Annotated in this window: 19 protein-coding genes and 2 pseudogenes; 12 read left to right on the forward strand and 9 right to left on the reverse strand. The window is 57.5% G+C overall.

Annotation, left to right across the window (positions count from 1 at the left end; translation table 11 throughout):
- Position 1 precedes the first annotated feature (1 nt).
- From BLV81_RS08845 to BLV81_RS08880, 8 genes are all read left to right on the forward strand, one after another.
- Positions 2–619: an ABC-type transport auxiliary lipoprotein family protein gene (locus BLV81_RS08845; RefSeq protein WP_092354517.1), complete on the forward strand. Its 618-nt coding sequence runs from the start codon at positions 2–4 to the stop codon at positions 617–619.
- Positions 616–1,773, forward strand: coding sequence for a VanZ family protein (locus tag BLV81_RS08850; RefSeq protein WP_092354518.1), 1,158 nt, complete (start codon positions 616–618; stop codon positions 1,771–1,773). Before BLV81_RS08845 ends, BLV81_RS08850 begins: the two co-directional genes overlap by 4 nt.
- Before the next feature lie 95 nt (positions 1,774–1,868).
- Positions 1,869–2,189 carry a (2Fe-2S) ferredoxin domain-containing protein gene (locus BLV81_RS08855; protein ID WP_092354520.1) on the forward strand — a complete coding sequence of 107 codons (321 nt, stop codon included), beginning with the start codon at positions 1,869–1,871 and terminating at the stop codon, positions 2,187–2,189.
- Between the two features lie 71 nt (positions 2,190–2,260).
- Positions 2,261–2,929: an alpha/beta hydrolase gene (locus BLV81_RS08860; RefSeq protein WP_092354522.1), complete on the forward strand. Its 669-nt coding sequence runs from the start codon at positions 2,261–2,263 to the stop codon at positions 2,927–2,929.
- Positions 2,930–3,159: 230 nt separating this feature from the next.
- Positions 3,160–4,305 (forward strand): D-alanyl-D-alanine carboxypeptidase family protein, encoded by a 1,146-nt coding sequence (locus BLV81_RS08865; RefSeq protein WP_092354524.1) that lies wholly within the window; start codon positions 3,160–3,162, stop codon positions 4,303–4,305.
- A 576-nt stretch (positions 4,306–4,881) separates the two neighbouring features.
- Positions 4,882–5,811: a hypothetical protein gene (locus BLV81_RS08870; protein WP_176992805.1), complete on the forward strand. Its 930-nt coding sequence runs from the start codon at positions 4,882–4,884 to the stop codon at positions 5,809–5,811.
- Positions 5,812–5,912: 101 nt separating this feature from the next.
- Positions 5,913–6,440, forward strand: coding sequence for a nuclear transport factor 2 family protein (locus tag BLV81_RS08875; protein WP_092354528.1), 528 nt, complete (start codon positions 5,913–5,915; stop codon positions 6,438–6,440).
- A gap of 37 nt (positions 6,441–6,477) precedes the next feature.
- Complete coding sequence (locus BLV81_RS08880; RefSeq protein WP_092354530.1) at positions 6,478–7,197, forward strand: DsbC family protein; 720 nt, start codon at positions 6,478–6,480, stop codon at positions 7,195–7,197.
- Between the two features lie 308 nt (positions 7,198–7,505).
- Here the strand turns inward: BLV81_RS08880 and BLV81_RS24425 are convergent.
- Positions 7,506–7,925 (reverse strand): annotated as a pseudogene (locus BLV81_RS24425) (transglutaminase family protein); the annotation flags it as partial.
- A 409-nt stretch (positions 7,926–8,334) separates the two neighbouring features.
- Between BLV81_RS24425 and BLV81_RS08890 the strand changes: the two are divergent.
- Both BLV81_RS08890 and BLV81_RS08895 read left to right on the forward strand, forming a co-directional pair.
- Positions 8,335–8,973, forward strand: coding sequence for a cysteine hydrolase family protein (locus BLV81_RS08890; protein ID WP_255365073.1), 639 nt, complete (start codon positions 8,335–8,337; stop codon positions 8,971–8,973).
- A gap of 12 nt (positions 8,974–8,985) precedes the next feature.
- Positions 8,986–9,441, forward strand: a complete 456-nt coding sequence (locus BLV81_RS08895; protein ID WP_092354532.1) for a MarR family winged helix-turn-helix transcriptional regulator — start codon at positions 8,986–8,988, stop codon at positions 9,439–9,441.
- A 171-nt stretch (positions 9,442–9,612) separates the two neighbouring features.
- On the opposite strand, the gene fos is transcribed toward BLV81_RS08895, so the two are convergent.
- The 3 genes from fos to BLV81_RS08910 form a co-directional block, all read right to left on the reverse strand.
- Positions 9,613–10,023: a fosfomycin resistance glutathione transferase gene (fos, locus tag BLV81_RS08900; RefSeq protein WP_092354534.1), complete on the reverse strand. Its 411-nt coding sequence runs from the start codon at positions 10,021–10,023 to the stop codon at positions 9,613–9,615.
- 127 nt (positions 10,024–10,150) lie between these two features.
- Positions 10,151–10,678, reverse strand: coding sequence for a DinB family protein (locus tag BLV81_RS08905; RefSeq protein WP_092355024.1), 528 nt, complete (start codon positions 10,676–10,678; stop codon positions 10,151–10,153).
- Between the two features lie 204 nt (positions 10,679–10,882).
- Positions 10,883–11,539, reverse strand: a complete 657-nt coding sequence (locus BLV81_RS08910) for a LysR substrate-binding domain-containing protein (RefSeq protein ID WP_369823843.1) — start codon at positions 11,537–11,539, stop codon at positions 10,883–10,885.
- Between BLV81_RS08910 and BLV81_RS08915 the strand changes: the two genes are divergently transcribed.
- Both BLV81_RS08915 and BLV81_RS08920 read left to right on the forward strand, forming a co-directional pair.
- Positions 11,539–11,883 (forward strand): (R)-mandelonitrile lyase, encoded by a 345-nt coding sequence (locus tag BLV81_RS08915; protein ID WP_092354536.1) that lies wholly within the window; start codon positions 11,539–11,541, stop codon positions 11,881–11,883. The genes BLV81_RS08910 and BLV81_RS08915 overlap by 1 nt on opposite strands.
- Positions 11,859–12,044 (forward strand): annotated as a pseudogene (locus tag BLV81_RS08920) (SDR family oxidoreductase); the annotation flags it as partial. The gene BLV81_RS08915 and the pseudogene BLV81_RS08920, both read left to right, overlap by 25 nt.
- A 101-nt stretch (positions 12,045–12,145) precedes the next feature.
- On the opposite strand, the gene BLV81_RS08925 reads toward BLV81_RS08920, so the two are convergent.
- The 5 genes from BLV81_RS08925 to BLV81_RS08945 all read right to left on the reverse strand — a co-directional run bounded on the left by BLV81_RS08925 (position 12,146) and on the right by BLV81_RS08945 (position 19,937).
- A complete protein-coding gene (locus BLV81_RS08925; RefSeq protein ID WP_218134263.1) occupies positions 12,146–13,069 on the reverse strand; it encodes an alpha/beta hydrolase family protein in 924 nt (307 codons plus the stop codon).
- Positions 13,070–13,193: 124 nt separating this feature from the next.
- On the reverse strand, positions 13,194–14,006 hold the full coding sequence (locus BLV81_RS08930) for a crotonase/enoyl-CoA hydratase family protein (protein WP_092354538.1): 813 nt from the start codon (positions 14,004–14,006) through the stop codon (positions 13,194–13,196).
- 129 nt (positions 14,007–14,135) lie between these two features.
- Positions 14,136–17,759 carry an ATP-binding protein gene (locus tag BLV81_RS08935; RefSeq protein ID WP_092354540.1) on the reverse strand — a complete coding sequence of 1,208 codons (3,624 nt, stop codon included), beginning with the start codon at positions 17,757–17,759 and terminating at the stop codon, positions 14,136–14,138.
- On the reverse strand, positions 17,756–18,496 hold the full coding sequence (locus BLV81_RS08940; RefSeq protein WP_092354542.1) for a DUF4194 domain-containing protein: 741 nt from the start codon (positions 18,494–18,496) through the stop codon (positions 17,756–17,758). The genes BLV81_RS08935 and BLV81_RS08940 overlap by 4 nt, the downstream gene beginning before the upstream one ends.
- The gene (locus tag BLV81_RS08945; protein ID WP_092354544.1) at positions 18,483–19,937 is read right to left on the reverse strand and encodes a Wadjet anti-phage system protein JetA family protein; all 1,455 of its coding nucleotides are present in this window, start codon (positions 19,935–19,937) and stop codon (positions 18,483–18,485) included. The genes BLV81_RS08940 and BLV81_RS08945 overlap by 14 nt, the downstream gene beginning before the upstream one ends.
- Positions 19,938–19,996 lie beyond the last annotated feature (59 nt).

Raw genomic sequence — 19,996 nt, forward strand, 5'->3', positions numbered from 1 at the left:
CATGACCGCTATCCTGAAAACCCTGTCGACTTTAGTTGCGATTGCCCTGGTCGCCGGCTGCGCCAGCAAGGTCGACGCGCCGACCCAATACGATCTGGGCCTGCTGCCGGCCGCTGCTGCAAGCGCAGGTATCAGCGCCGCATCCGCCTTGCCTGCGATCAGCCTGGCCGATGTCAATGCGCCTGCCTGGCTGGACAACAACATGATGTACTTCCGCCTGGCCTACGCCAACCAGCAGCAACCGCGCCCCTATGCCAACAGCCGCTGGACCATGCCGCCGGCGCAACTGTTTCAGCAGCGCCTGAAAACGCGCGTGGCCCAGGCCGGCGGCACGGTGCTGGCGATGTCGGATGCGGCGCTCAATATTCCATTGCTGCGGATCGACCTGGATGACTTCACGCAAACCTTCGATACGCCGTCGCACAGCCTGGCGACGCTGCAAATACGCGCCTCGCTGTTCAATGGCCGGGTACTGCTGGCGCAAAAGAGTTTTAGCCGCCAGGTGGCGACTCCCAGCGCCGACGCCGCCGGCGCCGCCAGCGCTTTTGTCGCCGCCAACGACAGCGTGATCGACGATCTGATGAACTGGCTGGCGACAGCAGCGCCGAAAAAGCAATGACACAGCAAGCCATCTCCGTCAACGCCTCTCCCGCATCGTCGTTTGCGCGCGTCAGCCTGCTGATTTACCTGCTGCTGATCGTCTACGCCAGCTGGTATCCGTTTGCCGGCTGGCGCGATATCGGCTTGACAGCCTTCGCCTATCTGAGCGCGCCGTTGCCGCATTACTGGACCGTGTTCGATGTCTGGACCAATGTCGCGGGCTATCTGCCGCTAGGCATGCTGATGGTGCTGTCGTTGCCGCGCTGGCGCCGCTGGTCGCCGTATTGGGCGGTACTGCTGGCAAGCTTGGCCGGCGTCCTGATCTCCGGCACCATGGAAGCGGTGCAGACCTTCTTGCCGACGCGTGTCGCCTCCAACCTGGATCTGATGACCAATAGCGCCGGCGCCCTGCTCGGCGCAGTGCTGGGCGCCATCCTGCGGCCACGCTTCGGGCCTGACAGCCGTTTATTACAGCTGCGCGAACACTGGCTCAACCGTGAAGCCAGCCAGGGCATGGTAGTCGTGGCGCTATGGCCGCTGGCGCAGATTTATCCGCTCAGCCATCTGTTCGGCTTTGGCCAGTTCACCTCCATGCTATCCACTTGGCTGTCCGATCTGCTGGAACAACCTGTCGATCTGCAGGCCTGGATTACCAATGACGTGCAATTCAGCGCCGCCCAATACTGGCTGACCGAAACCATCATCACTGCCTGCGGCCTGACCGGCACCGCCCTGACCTTCCTGATCCTGCTGCGCCAGCAAGCGCCGAAGCTGCCGCTGACCTTGCTGCTGGTGTTTGTCACGCTGATGACCAAGGCGCTGGCGACAGCGCTGTTGTTCGCACCGGACAATGCCTTCGTCTGGCTGACCCCGGGCTCGTTCGGCGGCTTGCTGATCGGCGCTCTCATGCTGAGCGGCCTGGCCTACGCGCCGCAGCTGGTGCAACGGCGCCTGGCCGGGCTGACCTTGATCATGGCGTTATTGCTGGTCAATATCATGCCCGACAATCCGTATTACACCGAAACCGTGCAAACCTGGTCGCAAGGGAAATTCCTGAATTTCAACGGCGTCGCCCAGTTCCTGGCCTTGTTATGGCCATTCTGCACGCTGTGGTTCCTGTTCCATCCGATGCATAAACGGCGTCGCCAGCACCCGCTGCGCGAATCCCGTTAGCCCGTCCGCCGCAACCGAAAAATGCCGGCGGTGTATGATTCCTGCTTATAACCAGCACATAAGCAACCCATAACAACCTATTCCAGAATATTGCCATGAGCGATAAACCGTTTTACGAACACCATGTATTTTTCTGCCTGAACCAGCGTCCCCCGGGCGACCGGGTTTGTTGCGCCAACAGCGGCGCCCAGGCTGCACAGGAACACGCCAAGCGCCGCATCAAGCAACTCGGCCTGGCTGGCGAAGGCAAAGTGCGGATCAACAAAGCCGGCTGCCTTGAGCGCTGCGAACAGGGACCGGCAATGGTGATTTATCCGGAAGGTGTCTGGTACACCTACGTCGACAATGAAGATATCGACGAAATCATCGACGTCCATATCGTCGGCGGGAAGATTGTCGAACGCCTGAAAATCTGAACAATCCAAGCCAAACCGCAACAAGAACACAGCATAAACATCTTTAGTCTTCATCACCCCGAATCGATTCAATGAACGCCCAAACGCTCTCCTTCTTCATCGCCGGCGCTGTCGGCCAACTCGAATGCGCACTCGACCTGCCTGATCCCGAAATCTTTGCCGTACCGCGCGGACTGGCGCTGGTCGCCCATCCTCATCCGCTGTTCGGCGGCACCATGGATAACAAGGTGGTGCATACGCTGGCACGCGGTTTCCTGGCGCTGGGCTATGTCACGGTGCGCATGAATTTCCGCGGCGTCGGCAAATCCGGCGGCGTACACGACGAAGGCCGCGGCGAGACCGACGACATGGCTTTGCTGCTCGCCCACATGCGCCGGCAATATCCTGATCTGCCGCTGGCCCTCGGCGGCTTTTCATTCGGCACTTTCGTGCAGGCGCAATTACAGCAGCGCTTGATCGCGGCCGATGCTGGAGCGGGGACTGGCGCGGCCGCCGAACGGCTGGTGCTGGTGGGTACGGCCGCCGGCAAATGGCCGATGCCAACCGTGCCGGCCAACAGCATCCTGATTCATGGCGAGCTGGACGACACGATTCCGCTTGCCGCCGTGTTCGAATGGGCGCGCCCGCAAGATATCCCGGTGATCGTGATTCCCGGCGCCGACCATTTTTTTCATCGCCGACTGCAACATATCAAGAATCTGATGGTCGAAATGTGGCATCGCCAAAAAGCAGCTCTTTGAACTTGCTGCAAGCATGCTTGCAGCATTCATAAGCCGGTTGGAGAGGCGGTGGCGCTATAATTCTGTCGGCATGGTTGTATGCGGTTGTTTGCAAATGGGCTGTGACAGTCCGCTAACCGCCTCTGCTTACGCATTTTTCAACCCACACTGCAAATAAAGTTGCTCATTGACCACAGTTGGTGTTCGCCTGATGCAGGTTTATTGCTACTGATTTCATTACTAGATACTCCATGAAAAAAATACTCGCGGCGCTCGCTGCAACTGTCCTCTCCATATCCCTAGCCTTTGCCCAGACATTGCCGTCGCCGACAGTGGCCGCCAAATCGTGGCTGCTGCTCGACGCCACCAGCAACCAGGTGATCGCGTCGCAAGATCCTGACATGCGCATCGAACCGGCGTCGCTGGCGAAGATCATGACTGCATACGTGGTTTTCGATGCGCTCAAGGATAAAAAAATTACCCTGGACCAGATGGTTACCGTGTCCGTGCGCGCCTGGAAGGTCGATCCAAGCAGCTCGAAAATGTTTATCGATCCGGCCACTCCGGTATCGATCAACGACCTGCTGTATGGCTTGATGGTGGTATCGGGTAACGACGCCGCCGTGGCATTGGCAGAAGCGGTGGCAGGTACCGAAGATTCCTTCGTTGCGCTGATGAACCACGAAGCCGAGCGCATGGGCATGAAAAATACCCATTTCGGCAATCCGCACGGTTTGCCAAGCGCAGACACGTATTCCACAGCGCGCGATATGGCGACGCTGGCAGCCCACGTGATCGTCGACTTCCCTGAGTTCTACAAAATCGACTCGACCAAGAAATACACCTACAACAAGATCACCCAGCCTAACCGCAACCGCCTGTTGTGGTCGGACCCGACCGTCGACGGTATGAAGACCGGCCACACCAGCAGCGCCGGCTATTCCATCATCGCCAGCGCCAAGCGTCCGAATGCCGGCGGCGATCGCCGCTTGCTGGCAGTTGTGATCGGCACCAATTCCGATGGCACCCGTACTCAGGAAGCGCAAAAGCTGCTGAACTGGGGCTTCCAGAATTTCGACGCCGTCAAGCTGTACGCCAAGGGCCAGGCAGTAGATACGCCGCAAGTCTGGAAAGGCGCCAAGAGCCAGATCAAGATCGGCTTCACGCATGATGTCTACGTGACCGTGCCTAAGGGCATCGCCGACAAGATCAAGCCGGTACTGGAACGCACCGACCCGCTGATCGCGCCGATCCAGCAAAACGCCAAGGTCGGCACAGTCAAGGTGAACGCCGACGGCAAGACCATTGCCGAGTTCCCGGTAGTGGCGCTGGAGAATGTGAACCAGGCCACCATCTTCGGCCGTGCGTGGGATTCGCTGCGTTTGCTGTTCAAATAAAATTTAAAACCATGCCACGAACCTGAGCGGTTTCGTCAAAAAAAATGACAGCTGCGGCTGTCATTTTTTTTACCAAGAATCATTCGCATGCAATGGCTGGACAACTGTATCACTCCGTAGCATCTCGTTACAATTTTATTTCCACGCAACAATTAAATACATTGCCGCCGAGCAAAATTGAGGGATACACTTCTTTCCCATGGCCAACCCAGGCCACAATAAAATGATGCTGCCCGCATTACCCTGCGGCGCTCGCACATGGCAGTACAACAGGAGGAATTGCATGATGCTCAGCTTCATTCGTTTTCAGCCGTACGCCTATCTAGCCGCCTCAAGACCTCTCGCCCCGCCTCTGCGCTTCTAGCTTCTCATTTCCTGCGCTTTTCCGAATTTCAACCCTGGCGTTCTGCACGATGCCCGGGTTGTCTTAGACGCATCCGTCGTTCCGCCATGGCAGGTGGCGGCCGCTCGTGCGTCGACTCTGAAGCGGGATCCGATCTCGCTCCAGATGCAGTAACCGGACGCTCCCGATCGGACGCCGGCTATGTCAATTCACATCCACTACGGAGAGATGCAATGAAATTGAATCGCAAATTAGTTGTACTAGCGCTGTCCCTTACCTACGCCAGCGTGGCACTTGCGGGCGCAGTCAAGGGATCCAGCGACTCGGTCTACAAGCCAACCGGCAAGGGCTGGGGCGAACTCGACCTGGACGTACAGACCCATGCACAAAAAGCGGCGACCCTGAGGGCGCAGCGCACCGCCAACCTGACCAACCAGGGCGGCCCCGTGATGACCGCGCCAAAGAACGTCTACTACATCTGGTACGGCACCTGGGATAGCGCTTCGCAAAACGTGCTGACCAACCTCGGCAACCACATCGGCGGCTCGCCTTATTTCAACATCAACAGCACTTACACCGATAAGGCCGGCACGCATGTGCAGAATGTGGTCAACTACGCCGGCACAGCTACCGACAGCGGCTCGCTCGGCACCAAGTTGTCCGATGCGAACATCGAGACCATCGTCGCCAACAGGATCAATGCCGGCGCATTGCCGCTGGATGCGAACGGCGTCTACTTCGTGCTGACCGACAAGAACACCACCGCAACTTCGGGTTTCTGCACCCAGTATTGCGGCTGGCATACCAACGCCACGATCAACGGCCAAAACATCAAGTACGCCTTCATCGGCAATCCTGAAACCCAGTGCGCAAGCTCGTGCGGCGCCAATACGCCAAGCCCGAACAACACGCCAGGCGCGGATGCAATGGCCAGCATCATTTCGCATGAGCTTGAAGAAACGACTACCGATCCGGACGGCAACGCCTGGTACGCACTGTCCAACGGCATGGAAAACGGCGACAAATGCGCATGGAATTTCGGCGCTACATCAACCGCTTCCAACGGTGCTGCGTACAACCAGACCTTCGGCACCATGAAATACCTGATCCAGCAGAACTGGACAATACTGCCAAGCCAGGCTTGCGCCCAGCACTATCCGTGATGGCAAGACGGCCGTGATGTAACATGGAATTCCGCCGCTGAGCGCTCCGCGGCGGAATTCCAGCTGATGGTCTTTCCTATTCAATCGCCCGAGTCCATGCCATGAAAAAACTTCCTCTCCTGCTGGCGCTGCTGCTGGCAAACCCTATATGCAGTTTCGCACAGCAAGCCGCGGCCCCGGTCCAGAGAACCATACCGACGGTCACCCGCACGGTGCAGATTTTCAGCACGCTGGAAAACGAATTGAACGACGCTGTGCAGCAGCGCAATAGCGGCGTCATCGACAAACGCCTTGCCGACGACTACGAGCTGCGCACTGCCGCCGCTCCCAGCCGGCCGACGCCGCGCGCGGAATCGATCGCCAGCGCCCTGAAGCAGGCGCCGTTTGCATCGCAGGTACAACAGATGGCAGTGCATGAATACGGCAATGTGATGGTCGTCAGCTTCCTCTGGTCGCTGGATGTTGCCGCCGCCAGTCCGTTGGCAAAGAACATCTTTGTCGTCGATACCTGGAAACAAGTCGACGGCGACTGGAAACTGGCCACCCGTTACGCGGCACCGGCCGATGCGCAGCACAAGAAGGTGCCGGGGGTCGATCTATCCGGCATCGACACCAAGAAAAAAATCTGACACCGAAACCTGTCTCTTTCTTAGCAATGGAAACGCCATGACCCGGTTCAAAAAAACCCTGCTCTTACTGCTTGCCATGGCGGCGACTGCCGCCGGCGCCGAGACCGTACAGGAAGCCCGCATCAAGAAACTGATCGAGCCGCGCATGGGTGTCGGCATCAAGGTCGATTCGATCACTAAAACACCGTATGCCGGACTGTATGAAGTGCGCACCAACGGCGACATCTTCTATACCGATGAAAACGCCGACTACATCGTAGTCGGCAAGGTCATCGATACCCGTACCTACAAGGATTTGACCAAGGAAAGGGTAGACCAGCTTGCAGCGATCAATTTCGCCGACCTGCCGCTCGACGCAGCGGTGAAGACCGTCAAGGGCAATGGCAAACGGGTGCTGGCGATATTCGAAGATCCGAACTGCCCGTACTGCAAGAACCTGCACAAGACCCTGCAGGAAATCGACAATGTGACGGTCTATACCTTCCTGCTCAATATCCTGTCCGACGATTCAGTGGTCAAGTCGCGCGATATCTGGTGCTCGGCAGACCGCAGCAAAGCCTGGAACGACTGGATGACGAACGGCAAAGCCGCAGCGGCGGCCGCGCCGGCCTGCCCGACGCCCAACGACAAGGTGCTGGCGTTAGGCAAGAAGCTGCGCATCGTCGGCACACCGACTGTGTACTTCGCCGACGGCAGCCGGACCGGCAGCGCACTCGACGCCAAGGCCCTGGAGCAGAAACTGGCGTCCCTGAAGTAACCCCGGCACAATCCTGATTTGAGCAAACAAGGAGATTCCTTTCGTTTGGCGGGTCCGACGGATATGAACAAAATGAATCCCTGAAGGCTAACTCACGGTGCGGAAATCAATTCAATATCAGGAAGATTTTCTGCAAGCTCCCGGACCGACGAATACGCTGACAATGCATGGACGACCAGAGGCAAAGGCTCTTCCCAGATCTCCGGCAAGTCCCTTTCCTGTTCTGCCAGAACAGGAAACGCCAATCTCTCCAGCGGCGGGGTAAAGCGCGCATCGACTCCGGACTTGTTGCCTCTTGCATCAATCCGGTACCAGCCATGGTTTTTCAAATAGACCGCATTCAATCCATGCAGGCAAAACGGCGGCCCTTCCATGCCCACCGACAAACGCTGATAGCAAAGCCCTGCCGGAATGCCATTGCTGCGCAATAGCGCCGCCAGCAGATGGCTCTTGGCATAACAGTAGCCGGTCCCATGGATTAATACTTCAGAGGCGCGGCAAGTCACCGGGTTGAGCTTGAAATCCCAGCTGTGCTTGATCTTGTCGCGCACGAACTCAAAACAGCTTTGCACTACTTCTTCCTCGGACGTGCAGCCAGCGGCCAGGATGCGTGCCTGGCTGGCGACTGCCCGATGGTCGCCATCAATGTAGTTGCTGAATGCCAGATATCGATTCAATTCAGGAGTGTGCGAAAACAAGAAAATCCTTTCATTTAACTGGTTCGGCAATTGCTACACGATGATTACAGGCGCAGCGAAAATAATCCGGATAGAGTAATGCAGAACAGCCGGTAGATGAAAAATCATGGGGGTGAGTTGAGACCTCTTTACTGACTGAAATTTAATGCGCCTGAGCGACGATTATTATTACGGATCAGAGCTTGGGGTTGACCGAAATTGCGCCACGCCGGACAGCGTATGAAATCGGACTCTAGCAAATTTTTATCTGGCAGCATATGCCAGAAAGTGAAGCAGGCCTTCGACTTGTACCGAAGCAGACATTTGAAATGTCTCTACATAAACCTGGGTATGGCAATTCACGGTGATGCATGTGGTGCTTTCGAAGTGAGCCTCGATGCGCTTGACATGCCATCAAATTCCTGTGAATATAGTTACCATGATAATCAAAAAGAGAGCCATGAACAAAACACTAATGTCCAGCAGTTTCGAAAAAAGCCATTGCGCGCTTGTTTTCATCGAGTTCCAAGCCGAGTGGCTCAATGAAGACGGCGTTCTCTTCAAGCGTCTTGTGCAAGACAAGGACACATTTCGCAGTGCAATCGCGCAAGCCGAACTTGTTCTAGCTTCGGCCCGTAAAAACGGTTGGATCATTGCCCACGCTGGACTCGACCTTCGCGACGATCCAACTTACAGCCTGTTCGGGAACGGACAAAATGTGCTTGGACTGCGCGCAGCAATACCTCGCGCAGGTACCTGGACAGGGAGCGGTGCAGAATTCGTCCCTCCCTTCGTTCCGATGCCAGGGGAGTTCATCGTACATGGACGCTCAGGAGCCAGCGTACTAAAGAATTCGACCTTGGATGCGTTTCTTCGCAATAACCGCATTGATACACTCTTCCTCATGGGCTTTGCTACCCACGTCTGCGTGGAGTCAACGCTACGTGAAGCTCATGACATTGGACTTAATACCTACGTGGTCTCCGATGCGTGCGCTGCCTTCACTCGTGCGCAGGATGAACACTTCCATCAGCACATCCTTCATCATTTCGGAGCAGGCATTGACGCTGCATCCTTGGTACAACAACTCGAAAAATGACAAAGGCTTGACATGTTCTTTTTGAAGGAGTTGCCTACACGGCAAATGCTTGAGGCGTACCAAAAACGCTTTCCAGATATGAAGCTTGACACTGTCGAGACTGCTTTACGATTACTGCGGCAGGCAAGCCTCCTCATGAGAGTACTTGATGCGTACTTTGCCAAGCACGACCTCTCTCAACTGCGATTTTTGATACTTGTCGTACTGGATCGCGAGCAAGATTGTGATGGACTTATGGCCAGCGATGTCGCGGCTCGTCTTGATGTCTCACGCCCAGTGATGACGCGCACGCTGCAAATGCTCTCAGGTGATGGATTCCTGTATTTCGAGGAACATGATGCGGATGGTCGCGCCAAGCTAATCCAGCTTACAAAAAAGGGGAGACAGGTGCTGCACAACGTGCTGCCAGGCTACTATCGTGAGATTGAAAATTTCATGATGACTCCGCAAGAAGAAAATGCATCATGAAAGGCGTCAATTTTCCTGCCTGTCGTCTCACGTTCTTAGTTTTACTTTCCGCTTTGGTTTTTCCGCTAGCGCTGACTCTGAACGGGTTATTTGATCTAGCAGCACAATTTGCACCCTAGCGTCCCGTCCTGCGCATGGCGGTCATGACAGCCATCTTGGCGCCGACAAACGTCATTCATAGAACGTCATTCCTGAATAAGGATGTAACCGGCACTTCTCCAATCGTGAGCATAAATCGCCGACGTGAGCCTCAAGCTTGTATCCGTCAGGATCAAGAAAATAGAAGGAATCTCCTTCGCTTTTGTTGTCTTTCCATGACCGAATTCCCTCCGCTTCGAGACGAGCCTTAAAGGAGGCAAAATCCCTTTGAGAAATGGAAAAGGCATAGTGCGTGTAATCGACCTGTGGAGCGTCGTCTTTTTTATCGTCCAGTGACAAACACAGCCAGAGATCTCCAATTGTCAGATATGCGCCTGCATCCCAGCTTGCCATCAACTTGAAGCCTAGCGAATTTTTATAGAACTCAATGCTAGCCGGCAGATCACTGATGGCGAGTGTCAGGTGGTTTATTCCAGTTAGCACGAAATATCCTCAATTATTTTTTTATGCGGAGATAGACTTCCTTGCGAAGGTCAACTACTTGCCGATGACTGCCATCGCCTCTTCGCGTGGAACCGCCCGAGGAGGCGGGTGGAGTGATGGTTGGAGGTTAGAGACTTTCGACTATCCGATTTGGTTCGCGGCGCTCGGGCTCAGACTTATGCAGATAGGCGGTAAAGATGTCGCGAGGGGGAGGAACCGAAGCCCGGTTCATGATGCCTCCAACCGCGCCACGGTGGTAGCCGCCGTGCGTCGCAACGTGGGCAAGTATTTCTTCCCGTGACATTCGCCCCTGCCCGCCGTCCGTAAACACAAACGACACGTTCTCAGACAGAAGCTCCGGGCGCAACTTGGAAATGTACTCAACGTACCAACAGTCCGATTCGGTCACGGCACTGTGTAATTCTTCCAGCGTGGGCGTCTCGGCTGTGTTTGTAGCCGTATAGGAATGAGGTGAGCCTGACAGATGAGCCGCGAAGATGCGGTCTACCACAAAGATATGGTTCAGGGTGCGGATTGCTGTGTGCCGCTCAGCATGATGAGTTACTGGATCCAATTTCTGAAGCTCAGTGAACAGCTCCGCGTTGGCCCAGGCTTTGTACTTGAACAAGGAAAGAAGCAAGGTGGAGGCGCTCATGGTGATGGACAGCCTGATTGTGAAAAAAATATTGATCGTATGCTGCCACACAAAATTTGGCTAAGCAACACCAGCTTGGCCAAGTACGCGAATGTCTCTTCCTGGCCGTTTTTAGCCGGTCGTTATAGGCTCAATTCCCCATAAGCGACATCCGACTTTCTAGAAAAACCCATTCGGAAACTCGCATTCGGTCTATCCATATGTTCAGGCACGGTAACGCAATGCATCGATCAGCAGTGCGAACGCAGGCGAGGCCTGACGCCGGCTTGGATAGTACAGATGGTAACCGGGAAAGGGGGCGCACCAGTCCTCCAGTACGCGCACCAGACGTCCTGCGTCGACATGTTCAAGCACCATATCTTCAGGTAAAAACGCCAAGCCGAAACCAGCCAGGGCCGCTCTCAGACATGGACTGCTGCTGTTGAACGTCAGCTGGCCCTCAACCCGTACCTTCAGCGGATGGCCATTTTTTTCAAACTCCCAGGCGTACAGCCCGCCATAGGTCGGCAGGCGGAGGTTGGTGCAGTCGTGCGCGGTCAGTTCGTGCGGCGTGCGCGGCGGCGGGCGGCGCTCGAAGTAGGCTGGCGATCCGGCCACGGCCATGCGCAGGTCCGGCCCGATCCGCACCGCGATCATGTCCTTGGCCACCTGATCGCCAAGGCGTATGCCGATGTCGAAACGTCCCGCCACAATGTCGGTCAGCCCGTAGTCGATGGTCACCTCGATCTTGATGTCTGGGTATCTGGGAAGGAATGGGGTCAGTTTGGGCCACAGCACGCTGTTGGCTGCGTGCTCGGCGGTGGTGATGCGCAACTTGCCCGCAGGCTTGTCGCGCTGATACAGAATGCAAAGGAAATGCAATGGAACTCAAACGCGTGGGCGCGATCGTTTCGATGAAAGGTCCGGAGGCTACTTTTACCGGCCAGGTCCGGGTAGAAATGCTGAGCACGCCGCCGGCGCCGGCCCGCACTTCCTGCGCCAGCGTCACCTTCGAGCCCGGCGCCCGTTCGGCCTGGCACACCCACCCGCTGGGCCAAACGCTGATCGTCACCGCCGGCTGTGGCTGGACCCAGTGCGAGGGCGAGCCAGTCGTGGAAATTCGCGCCGGCGACGTGATCTGGTGTCCGCCAGGGCACAAGCACTGGCACGGGGCGACGCCGACCACTGCCATGACCCATATCGCGGCGCAGGATACCGGCGCATGATAGAGCTGTCCTCAGCCGGTCGTGCCGGAACTCCCGATGAGGTAGGAAACGTTGGCGCTCTGCTTATGGGGCCGGACGGGGCGTTTATTACCGGCAGCGACTTCCTCATGGATGGTGGAGTCACAGCCGCTTACTGGTACGGTGACCTTGCCCCGACTTGAGCAAGCCCGGGACCGGAGAAAGGCACAACAATTCGTCAAAGCGTGGCCGCCGGAGATGCTGCTCTCGAACTAAAGTGCCGCTGTGGACTCAATATTTTTCCTCAGGCGTTCTTCAACTTATCGTCAAGATATTTGAGCACTTCTTCACCCAGTGCCTCATGAAACGCTGCGCGATCAAAGCCTTCCGGGTCCGTGGATGGGAGAAAAGCGGCATTTTTCATTTTGGGCGGGAATGGGCTCAAGAAGGAAAAGTGTCCAGCATTGGGAACCACCCTGGACGTGACCTGAGTGCGGTCGGCGACGCCGTCCAAAACTACATCGGTGTGCCATCCGGGAGTAAACGAGTCGTGTTCGGCGGAGAGCATGAGGATTGGAACAGTCACGTCTCGCAACGAACCCTCCGGAAGAAACCAGGCGGTGGCAGGGGCAAGCAGGACCAGCGCGCGAACACGTGGATCAGCGTCGACCTCTATTTTTTGTCGGGCTTCTGACCAAGGTGTACCGCCTGCAACCGCCAGCGCTGTGTAACCGCCTATGGAATGTCCGATGACAGCGACGCTATCTTGCTGAACGTAAGCGCCCAGGTAATCATCGGAGAATACAGCGTCCATCGTGAGTCTGACATGACGCGGGCGGTTCTTGAGATTTTGCTGCTTACCCTCCAGCTCATTGTTGTTGCGGTTGTTCCCAGCGTGTTCCAGCATGGCGACCACGTAGCCGTTTTTAGCCAAATGCGTCGTCAGAGTCCGATAAAGAAGATGCGATCCGCCATTGCCGTGAGAAACCACTACGAGAGGATACTGTCCCTCTGCAATCGAGGCATTCGAGCTTACGTCGATGGAATATGCCCCAAAAGCCGTTGGGACAGAAGGCAAGCAGGTCGGATACATGACGAGAGCCGGGAACGAGACCCCTGCGAACTCGTCAATGACTTGGATCTCACGACTACCAACGAACATGTCGCATCCTTCTAAGTTTAAGTTGTGCAAAAATTCTACACCACCATACTGCCCGACACCGGTCATCGCATCTCGCCCCGCAAGCTACATGGAGGCCGCCAGAATGCGGGCAGGCGGTCTTAATAAGGTCGATCGAAAAAAACGCAGCGCCTTCAGACGAAGGCGGTTACACACAAATTGCCAAACCTGATCAGTCCTTGAATTCAGCAGGACGCTTGCCCATGTTGGCCATCATAGCTTCTTGCAAATCATTAGACATCAACATTGCTGCGTTCCAAGTGGCATTATATTTCAGGCCGTCGGCCACCGAGTGGTCGCGTGCGTAGCTGATCATCTCCTTGGTGCCGCGAATGGCGAGAGGCGACTTTGCTGCGATGTTGGCTGCAATCTCCAACACTCCCTCGCGTAGCGCTTCGCGGGATTCGAATACGCGGTTAACCAAACGAATTTCGCGGGCCTCCGCAGCATCTACCTTGCGCGCGGTGTAGGCCAATTCACGCGCCATGCCCTCGCCTATGAGCTTTGGCAGCCGTTGCAGCGTCCCTACGTCAGCGGTCATGCCGATGTCGATTTCCTTGATAGTGAAATAAGCATCGCTTGAGCAATAACGCATGTCGGCGCAGGTGATCAAATCGATACCGCCGCCGACGCAGGCGCCATGCACCGCGGCTAATACCGGCTTGCGGCAGCGCTCCAGGCTGCTTAGCGTGTCTTGTAAATTCAGGATTACGCTGCGCAAGGCTTCCCGTGTGCGGCCATCGCACTCGTTCTGGATTTGCGCTCCCAGCCCCATCATCATTTGCAGGTCTATACCCGCAGTAAATATCTTTCCTTCGCCTTCGAGAATCGCCACCCGCGCCTCAGGCGTGGCGTCCACCCACTCGAAAGCCGTGCGAATCTCTTGCCACATCTGCATGTTCATCGCATTAGCCTTGTCAGGGCGATTCAGGCGAACAATGGCGATGTTCTGCGCTAGGCTGACGGATAAAGTTTCATAGGTCATTTGAAAGCTTTCAGTACGATTGGTTAGGGTAATGCGCACAGGCCGAGCGGGACGACTTGAGCACGGAGGTAGGCCGCCAGTTTATGCAATAACGGTGCATCTCCGGCGACTCTAGCCAGAGCGGCGCACTCATGCCGCCGCCTGCTCAGCCGCCTCGAAATTGATCTGCGCCTGCTCACGCACCTGCGCCCGCCGCAGCTCCCACAGCTCGCGCAGCTTGTCCGAGCGTAGTTCGCGCTCATCCGATTCCGAAACGAAACCCACTTCGCCGTTGCCATCCGCCACGGTACGGCTGAAACTCCATTCGCGCGAAAACTCCGGCTTGATCGCGCCGGCGTGTTTGGTCGGCATGGCGCAGATCAGCTGCATGCCGAGGTTATCGCGCAGGAATTTCAAGACATCGCGTGCGCGTCCCTCGTCCATCTTGGCGAACGATTCATCGTTGACCAGCAAATGCAGGCTGTTGCCCTTTTCGAAACGCTTGAGGCGATTGGTGACGACCGCCGCATGGATGATGTAAGCCGGCGTCTCCAGCTGGCCGCCGGAACCGGTGCCCCACTCCGACAAGCGCACGTGCGAACCGGTATCGGACTCCTTGTAGATTTCATAGCGGCGGTAATTGCGGTAATCCGCAACCCGCTGCAACTCCTTGACCGCCTTGTCTTCATCGTCAGACAACAGCAATTGCACCAGGCGATCGCGCACCAGGCAATTTTCCGCACTCAACACGGGATCGGCAAACAAGCTGCTGGCCTCCTGCGTATCCGACATTTCCGATGTGGCGCAGAAGAAGTCGTAATAGGCTTTGAATTCCGGCACCCACTCCGACCAGTCGATGCGGAATTTATCGGTGCCGAATTTGAGCTTGTCGAGCTCGATATTGAGCGTTTTCAAGGTGCGCACACCGGTATCGACAGCATTCCGGATTTCGTAGCAGAACTGCTTGGTGAACACATCGTTGAACGACGATTCCGCAGTGCGCAGCTGCTCCAGGTTCTTGATCAGGCCGATATCTTTTTGCCGCGTCAGCTGGGCTCGGGTGCGGTCTTGCAAGGTCACCATCATTGCGTACAGCGGCGTGAAATCGCCGTCGCGCAAATCCTCGCCATGGGCCACTTCGAAGCGCTCGTCGATACGCGCGTGGGCGTGATATTCGCCCAGCGCATTGCGCGTATCGCCGTAGCGTTGCCAGCTGAGCGCGGTTTGTTTGACGACATTGTCAGACGCCTTGAATGAGGAATAGCTTCCTTCGCCGACCCAGGTTGCGACTTCGTCAGTGAGCGCGGTGAAGGACAAGCTGCCGTTGACGATGCACAGGTCACGCAGTTTTCCGGTATCGCCGTCGACCCGGTTCTGTTTGGCGGCCATGCCCAGGTTCAGCTTGCTGATGTTGGCTTGATGGCCTTGTATGGATTTTTCGTGACCGCCTATGTTTTTGCTGCATGCAGTTTTGCGCGCTTCCAGGCCGGCGATCTCGAGGCTCAATGCTTGCGCTTCATCTTCCAGCTTGCTGACCTCGGTCAAATCGAGCCGGCTCAAATCCTGGCGCGCTCCATCGAGCTCGCGCACCAGATTTTCCAGTTCGTCGATCGCAGCAAAGGAGGGACATTGCAATTGTCCCATCAAGGCCAGCGCACCCTGCAAGTTGCGCAACTGGGCGCGCACCAGTGTCAGCTCTTGCTCTGCTTGTATATGTTCTTGCTCGGCGCGCTGCTTGGCGAGCCGCTTGGCTTCCTGGCCGAATACCAGCAGGTCGGCATCGGCGGTGAACATGGTGCGCGAACCGCTGCCCTTGCCGTCCTTGGTCAGGCCGCGCGAAGCATGGCGCAGGGCCTCGGTATCGGCCACCTTGACCACCTGCCCGAACTGCTCATGCAGATAAGCCTGGGCAATCGGATGCTCGGTGCTGAGTTCGTGCACGATGGAGTCGCTCGGGGTTCTTTCGATTTTCAGGTTCTTCAGGCAGAAGCTGCCTTGAATCACATTGGCGCGCAGTTTCTTCTGGCGTACGAAATCGATGGCTTTGCCTTCCCACGCCTGATCCACCACCAGGTTGAAACGCGCGCCGCCCAGGTAGCCTTCGATCGCCGCCTGCCAGTCGGCCGACATCGGCTCCACCAGATCGCACAGTACCTGGGCCCGCGCGGCGCCCAGCTCGGAGCGGAACTCCTTCAGCGCGTGGCGGATATGCGCCGGATAGTCGGCGCCGCCTTCGGCCAGGTTGGCTTTACGCGAGGCGGCATCCTTCTCGCGCCGCAAGGCTTCGTGCTCGGCTGCCCGCAGTTGCGCAATCTGGGTGTGCAGAGCCGATACGAAACTGTGTTCGGTGCCGGCCAGCGCAGCGTGCAATTTTCCCAGAGCGGCGTCGACGCCTTCAAAGTCATTGACCAGCATGAGCGACTTCAGCACGTCTACTTCATCGGCCTTGGCCAGTTCGGCGATGCTGCGCAGATGCACGGCCAGCTCCAGCGCACCGGCAGCTGATAGCGCCAGCACTACCTGGCGGGCGGCATCGGCAATTTCCTTCTGGTCCGACGGAATCTGCATGCCGGCCACGTCGCGCGCCGCGGTTTCCAGTTTCTGGGCGGCCAGCGCATTGTGCTGCAGCGCATTGAACACGGCTTTGATCTTGGCGTCGTTCTGCTCGATCTGGTTTTGAATCCGGGTTTTCTGTTCGGCGGCAGGAATGCCCATCATCTGCGCGTGAATCTGCGTCAGGCTGCGGTTCTTGGCAGCGCGGTCCTGTTCCAGCTTGTCGGCGCTCTCGGTTTCATCGGCTATCAGTGCTTGCAGGCCGTCGATGGCGGCGGTCGCCGCTTCCAGCTGCCGCTGGTCTTCACGCAAAGCCAGCGACGACACCAGCAGCTGCGACTGGCTGGCCGACTGATGCGCACGCGCAGTGTCGCCGACGGCTTTGCCGAGCAATTCCAGGCGCTTGACGTTGTCCGTCAGGCGCTCGCCTTCCTTGCGCAACTCGTTCACCTGCCGCATCAGCTTGCTGATCTGGCCGATGCGCTGCGACAGTTGCGTGGTGTCGAGTTCCAGGATCTGGTGCTTGACCAGATCGTCGACGCTGCCGATAGGCTTGTGCGCTATCGACTGGCTCCAGGCCCGGGCGGCGCTTTCGGCTTCAGCGAAGGAAACGGTTTTCTGGCCGCGGAAGCGACCGTACAACTGGCACAGATACTCGCGCTTACTGTCGCGGAAATTGGTGATGCCGCGATATTTCCCGGCAAGATGATGCTCGATCTTTTCGACCGCCACCACCGCCATTCCGCCGTCGATCTCGGTCGAAGTCAGGTCGCCCAGCTGCAACGCAACGCCGTCGATGATCAGCAACGCCAGCCGTTCCGATACCGCCTGGCGGCGCTCGCCGGCGCCATCGACCCGGGCCGACGCCGCCACCAGGGCGGTGAACTCGCGCCCTTCTTCCCCTTCGCTCGGCTTGAAGACAGCGGCGATATAGCCGTGCGCGCCGTCGGGACGGGCGAACAGATTATCCTCGGCGCCGACGACGTAGGACCACAGGGTGCGCTTGGTCTTGCCATTGCGCGCGCCTTGCGTGGTTTCGTCCTGCCCCGGGTTGTAGCTGAAGATATTTTGATAAACAGCGGTCATCACGGTTTGCAAAGCATCCAGCATGGTCGATTTGCCGGAACCGGTGGGACCGGTCAGCAAAGTCATATTGCCCATCGGGTACTCTTGCGAACGCAAGGCGCCCCAGTTCACCAGGATCAGTTTATCCAGCTTCATTCGATGTTTCCTTCTATGCTTTCTTCTTCCATCATCGGTTCTGCCACTACATGCAAGCTGGCTTGCTCCGTCTCGGGCCCGACTTCCGCTCCCGCCTGCAGCGGTTCCGATTCCAGCGCAGCTTCCAGCATATCGTCGCTGATGATGCCCAGGATAGTCGGCCGGATCGCCAGCAAGGCGTCCTCATCGTCCATGGAAAAATTCGGCGCCAGACGAATCAGGCGATGCCGCTTGAGATCGTTGAGCAGCCGTTGCCGTTCGATATTGGTCGGCGGCAGGGCGCGTTTCAATTGTGTCTGCAGCGTAGCCGACAGTTCTTCAAAGCGCGTCAATACCTCACCCGAATCGGTCAGCCGGTTACCGCCATCCGCCAAGCCTTGCTGATACTGGAAGCGCAGCGCCAGCGCCGCGGCGACGAAATCCGGCGATAACCGGGCGCGCAGACCCGGCACCGGATCCAGGCCGTCTTCCGGCATGCCGGGTACTTCGGCGCCGGGGGCATACAGACGGAAAAATTCACCTTTGAGATTGTGCTCCAGGCGAAAACCGCCAAGCTGGAAATAATCGCTCAGGCAGGCTTCAATCCGGCGCGCATCGTCATACAAGCGTTGCTCGACACCGTCTTCTTCGCGTATCACGATGCCGGCTGCAAATAGACGGCCGACGATTTCGCGAAACCGCTCCAGCGGCAAATTGTGCAGTGCCAGTTGTTCGTTCAATGTTTCATTCAGTGTCATGTTTCATCTCGATCTGATAATCGTCGCCAGCATAAAACTCGTTCCAGAGTTTGCTCGGCAATTTCTGCACCGTCAGCCGCTCGTCGCGGGCGCCGCGTACGGCTTCTACCACTTGCATATTGTTGAGGACATCGGTGGTGGTCGCCACCGGCAAAGTCGACAGCCGGATCGGCCGGTCGCGCAAGCGCAATTCGGCGCGGATGCGATGCACGATGTCGTCGTTGGACAGGGCAAATGCGTCGGCTTCGGCGCGATACATGGCGGCCGCCAGCCTGGCGTCGCGCGTCACTTTCGGCTGCGCCGTCACGGTCAGGGCCTTGCGCCGTTGCGAGGCGCTGCGCAGCTTGAATCCGGATGGATCGAGCAAGCGGATTTCGGCCGGCGCGATGGCGGCGCCGAGACGCTCCAGCAAAGCGTCCTGCGCATCGCCGCTGAGCTTGGCGGTCTTGCCGATGGCTACGCTATAGGCTTGCCGGGTCTGGCCGCCGCGCAGCATCAGCGCTTGCTGCACGATGCTGGCGGCGCGTTGCATGTAGACGCTCATGGCCTTGATCAGCTCCGGATGTTTGGTGGTGCACGCCGCTTCCACCATTTCTTCGATGCGATCCAGCATCCAGTCCAGCGTCGACGGTCCTTGCCGCTCCTGGCTGGCCCAGCGCGCGATATCGTTGAGCTGCTCTTCCAGCGCCCGCGACTTGTCCTGTTCCAGGCTATGCAAACGGGCGATCACGTCGCGGATGGCCTGCCGATGGCGCTCTATGCTGTCGGCAGTCAGCTGCTTCTTGAATTCTTTCTCGAAACGGTCAAGGAACTCCATGAAGCCGTCCCACGGCGTTTGCGATGCTTCCAGCATCAGACGCCGCACCAGTTCCTGGAAATAGTCGACGCCTTCGGACAAGTCGCTGATGACTTTCTCGGCATAGTCATAAGCATCGATCAAATCGTAGGCATCGACATTGCGTAGCGCCGCATTGAGCGCATTGCGGCAGCTGCGGACATTGCGCTGGCGGGTGCGTGCGCTGCGCCGGTCTATCGCCCAGAATGCCTCGGCGAACAGCTTGCCGGCGCGCGTAAAGCGGTAAGCGGTGACCAGCCCGGCGCGGTCGCCGAAGGTTTCCAGCCAGCCGTCCCGCAGCAAGGTACGCAACAACGCGCTGCTGCTTTGCTGATCGTCGGCGCCGGCGGGAATGAGATCGTCGTCGACCAGCGCGCTGCCTGCGGCTGCCTCTGCTGCCTCTTCTTGCATCAGCAAAATCTGGCGCGACTCCTGCACTACCGGCAGCAGCAGATCGCGCAAGCCGTCGCGCGTCAGGTTCTGGCCGTAATCGGCACTGGGGCCATGCAAGCGCTCATACAGTGCGCGCACGCAAGCCACCACCACGCCGCGGTGCTTGCCTGCAAGCGGCCTGAAAAAATTAAGTCGGTCAGGTTCAAAAAACAATCGGGTTGCCTACGGTAGTGACATTGCAAAAACGAAAATATATAGGGTATTGGCGTTAA

Origin of the sequence: Collimonas sp. OK242 (assembly GCF_900107095.1) — a bacterium.
Lineage (GTDB): Bacteria > Pseudomonadota > Gammaproteobacteria > Burkholderiales > Burkholderiaceae_D > Collimonas.